The following is a 3,406-nucleotide window of genomic DNA, read 5'->3' as shown; positions in this document are numbered from 1 at the left end:
TGCCACTTTCTTTTTAAGCTCACCATACTCCTTCGCAATTTCAGGATGAGCAATCAGGTAATTCCTGAACGTAATGTGCAACTTGCCATTTTCATCACCAGCCTTAAAGACATGGATATGATGGGTACGATTATTTCCCCCCTTTTGGAAAAATCGGCGCTCAGCTATCCCATATTCACCCATGGCTTCATAGCCGAGTGAAACCAATTCTGAAGTAAGTAAGTCCACAGCATTCAAATCTGTCACTTCTACAAGAATATCGATAATGGGCTTAGATGCTAATCCCTCTACCGCCGTACTACCAATGTGGTGAATATTCACAACCGCATCACCGAGCACGTTTTTAATCGTTGCCGCTTCTAATTCGTACAAACCGACCCAACTTGGATCATAGCTAACAACTTCTATTATTCGCTTACTCACCGTTTACCCTATAGCTTTTATCGCCAGCATGAGCGATGCGAAGAATACACTCGCAAAGTTAAATACTATAAAACCCAAGGTTCACCCAGTCAGAGCTATAAATTTTTCAAGCCGACAAATCATCGCCTGCTAGATAAACTTATGCCATAAAAACCTGAATTTATTTGGGAGTTCATTGATAATCTGAAACTTTTCACGTGCAAATACTAAATCAATACAGCAACACTAGCGAATAAAAAAGTCTAACATCAACCAATAATGTGAACGCAACCAATACGGTAGACGACAATTGTAATACTTTATTTCAAGCGTTAATTTAACGTAACAACCAAACTAGCAAACAGCGATTTTATTTGCTCTTTGAGCCATCAATTTCAGGATGGCCAATTAATCGACCATGGAACTTAGATAACCCTACAGTTCGGCGTGTTTTTTCTGCCCAAATAATCCCCAATACGGCACCTAAACCAATACAGATGGCAATGACGGGGAAAACCATTTCATTCAGAGCAAAACAAATCATCCCGCCAATAAATGCCCCTAATAAGACGGGCGATGCCGCTACTTTCAGCCAAAGCAATATATGCACGAAACGGGCGACAAATTTCATTACGACAGCTCCCTTATTTATCAATCTATAAATACCTTCTGCATTTGAAGGTCAATCATAATACCAAGCCAGTTGAATATTAATTTGACGAACCTCTTATAAGCCTTACAAACTGATGAAAAGAAAGGGAAAAATTTGATTTCAATAACGAAATCACCTCTGACAACAATATTGCCAGACCAACACAGAAAGCGTCTATAGCTAGAATGACTAGCTAATTAGCGTAATTGGCGACACTATCCGGTCGCCAACCTTGATGGAAAGCTAAATTAATCGAGCCCAAAAAGGTCTTAAGCTCCATAGCGAAAAGAACATCACCGACGGGGCGTATTTCTTCTTGCTCCATAAAAAACGTGATTGCTCTCTTAGAAAGTCCGCGCCTAGAAAAGCATCAGCAAGTTGTTCAGATTCCCGAGCATTAGCCTTTTTCAGATCGTCCAACTGACTTCCAGCCATAAATTGTCGCTGTTCTTTATTAGTCACCCAACCTCGTGCAATGCGCTCTGCTTCATCCATTAATTGCTCATGGGGTACAACCTTTTGAACCAAACCGGCTTCTAATGCTTCCTTGGCCTCAGGTTTCCAGCCTTCGCTGCCCAACATACGTTGCGCATTCTTTTCTCCCATCAAACGTGGGAAATGAACACTTGAGCACCCTTCCGGGGTTATACCCAATACGGCAAAAGGCGTTGAGAAAGTTGCCTTTTCTGATGCAACAATACTATTTGCCAAGGTGGATGACGTAACACTGGCTCCTATTGCCGGGCCGTTGACAGCGATTAACAGCGGCTTAGTGCAGTCGAGGAAAAGCTCAAACAAAGCTTTATTGTTTTTTACGATTAACTCACGCAACTTTTTAGGATGCATGAGCTTGAGAGAGCCCCCAAGATTAACCCCGGCGGAATAATAGCTGCCAGAACCGGTCAGAATTACCGCTTTCACAGCATCATTGGTATTCGCTTTCTGAAAGGCTTCACCTAATGCATCCATCATCTCCAATGTCCAACCATTGAGTTTTTTTGGTCGATTCATCGTAATGGTAAGCACACCATCGGTGAGACGGGTTAAAAGGTGACTGGCAGCAATACTTGTTAAACTCAGGTCATTCACAATATTTTTCCCTGTTAAAACAATATCGTAACAATTAGCCTACTACACCGCATCTGGTTAAACCAGTTTAGGGTTCAAAAATTAGAATATTTACTTAACATAAAGTGTCGCTAGCTCTGTACCCATAACAAGACCAACGATTATCCGACAGGAAGCAGCTCCCCACTGAACGCAGGTTGCGACATGAAACCGCCTCTCAAATTGAGGCGGATACATCTCATTGGATTCACAGAGCTATTCACAAAGCCATTCAAAAATCTATGCAGCCACAGTCTGCTGGCCGAGCATACGCAGATCATCCAGCGTTTCTGCATAGGTTTTCTGTTTGCCAAACAAACCCGCCGTGCCAAGAACAAAGTATTCCACCTTATCCTGAAGCTTCTCGATGACTTCCGGACTAATCGCACCATCAATGGCAATCTTGGTATTAGTGCCCTGCTCTTCAATCATCGCAATAATCCGTTCGATACGGTTGTATGCATTTGGTATAAAGGCCTGTCCTGCAAAACCTGGGTTGACCGACATCACCAAGACAACATCTGTCACATCCAGTACATCTTCAATGCTGCTAAGAGGCGTGCCGGGGTTGATCGCCAACCCGGACTGAATACCCTTAGCCTGAATGTTTCCCAGTGTGCGGTGCAGGTGCGGTGGCGCTTCTGCATGAACATACATTAGCTTTGGCCCTAACGCCGCAAATAAGTCGATAAACTGATCAGGGTTAGAAAGCATCAAGTGTACGTCATAGTCGATGTTTGTTAACTCCTTAATCGCTTTGATGTCTTCAGGACCAAGTGCAAAGTTGGGAACAAAGTGACCATCCATCACATCAATATGAAGCATATCGACATTGGCTCTTTCGAGTTCTTTGAGCTCGTAGGCCAACTTAGAAAAATCCACACACATCATCGAAGGACAAAACTTAGGCATGTTGCTTCTCCTCAATGGCTGCAATTTGGTCAATCCGATTCTGATGGCGTCCGCCTTCAAAATCGGCATCAAGCCAACTGTCAATAATCATCTTGGCGAGCTCAATCCCAACGACTCGCGAACCGAAAGCAAGGATATTGGTATTGTTATGCTCTTTAGATAGCCTGGCCGTATATGGATCACTACAAACAACAGCACGAACGCCGGGAACCTTATTTGCCGCAAGAGAAATGCCAACGCCGGTGCCGCAAATGAGAATACCCAGATCGGCTTGTTGGTTGATAACCGCTTCCGCCACGGCGAGACCATATTGCGGATAATCCGTTCTCTCCG

Annotated in this window: 5 protein-coding genes; all 5 read right to left on the bottom strand. The window is 43.6% G+C overall.

From position 1 onward, the window contains the following. Window positions 1–423: GrpB family protein (locus MHN01_RS20960; protein ID WP_239413215.1), on the bottom strand; the 423-nt coding region annotated here is incomplete at its 3' end. Between the two features lie 349 nt (window positions 424–772). Continuing rightward, window positions 773–1,033, bottom strand: coding sequence for a hypothetical protein (locus tag MHN01_RS20955; protein WP_239413214.1), 261 nt, complete (start codon window positions 1,031–1,033; stop codon window positions 773–775). 264 nt (window positions 1,034–1,297) lie between these two features. Next, entirely contained in the window at window positions 1,298–2,143 is an 846-nt protein-coding gene (locus MHN01_RS20950) for an enoyl-CoA hydratase/isomerase family protein (protein ID WP_239413213.1), read from the bottom strand. Between the two features lie 258 nt (window positions 2,144–2,401). Further along, window positions 2,402–3,073 (bottom strand): ribulose-phosphate 3-epimerase, encoded by a 672-nt coding sequence (gene rpe, locus MHN01_RS20945; protein ID WP_239413212.1) that lies wholly within the window; start codon window positions 3,071–3,073, stop codon window positions 2,402–2,404. Beyond that, the coding region (rpiB, locus tag MHN01_RS20940) for a ribose 5-phosphate isomerase B (protein WP_239413210.1) at window positions 3,066–3,406 on the bottom strand (341 nt) is incomplete at its 5' end. The genes rpiB and rpe, both read right to left, overlap by 8 nt.

Origin of the sequence: Photobacterium sp. OFAV2-7 (assembly GCF_022347985.1) — a bacterium.
Taxonomy (GTDB): Bacteria; Pseudomonadota; Gammaproteobacteria; order Enterobacterales; family Vibrionaceae; genus Photobacterium.
The sequence above is the reverse complement of the archived record's forward strand: the minus strand, read 5'-3'. Positions and strand labels throughout refer to the sequence as shown.

Coding starts and splice junctions, on each gene's coding strand:
- MHN01_RS20955 (WP_239413214.1), bottom strand. CDS start 1,033: ATGAAATTTGTCGCCCGTTTCGTGCATATATTGCTTTGGCTGAAAGTA.
- rpe (WP_239413212.1), bottom strand. CDS start 3,073: ATGCCTAAGTTTTGTCCTTCGATGATGTGTGTGGATTTTTCTAAGTTG.